At 54.7% G+C, this 258-nt stretch carries 1 protein-coding gene; it reads left to right on the top strand.

Annotated features, from left to right (window positions below; genetic code table 11):
• The coding region (locus SB756_RS32030) for an IpaD/SipD/SspD family type III secretion system needle tip protein (protein ID WP_410913496.1) at window positions 1–258 on the top strand (258 nt) is incomplete at both ends.

Raw genomic sequence — 258 nt, 5'->3', positions numbered from 1 at the left:
AGGAGTTCAACGAAACCATCATGGCGAAGATGGGGGAGTGGATAACAGGTGGGAACGACGGTAAGGAAGTCAAAGTAAGTTATAAACTTCGCGCTGCTTTGATGGCGTTGCGCAATAAGTATCAGCAAGCCCCGGACGGGGTCCTCTATCCCACCTCTGGTATGGGAAGTGCGACACAGGAAGAGGCACAGAAGTGGGCCAAGGCCTTGGGGTTGCCTGATTCATGTGTGCAGCCTGATGGCAGCGGTGGCTATCGCG

The organism is Pseudomonas sp. SIMBA_068 (genome assembly GCF_046534705.1).
In the GTDB taxonomy this organism is placed as follows: domain Bacteria; phylum Pseudomonadota; class Gammaproteobacteria; order Pseudomonadales; family Pseudomonadaceae; genus Aquipseudomonas; species Aquipseudomonas putida.
The sequence above is the reverse complement of the archived record's forward strand: the minus strand, read 5'-3'. Positions and strand labels throughout refer to the sequence as shown.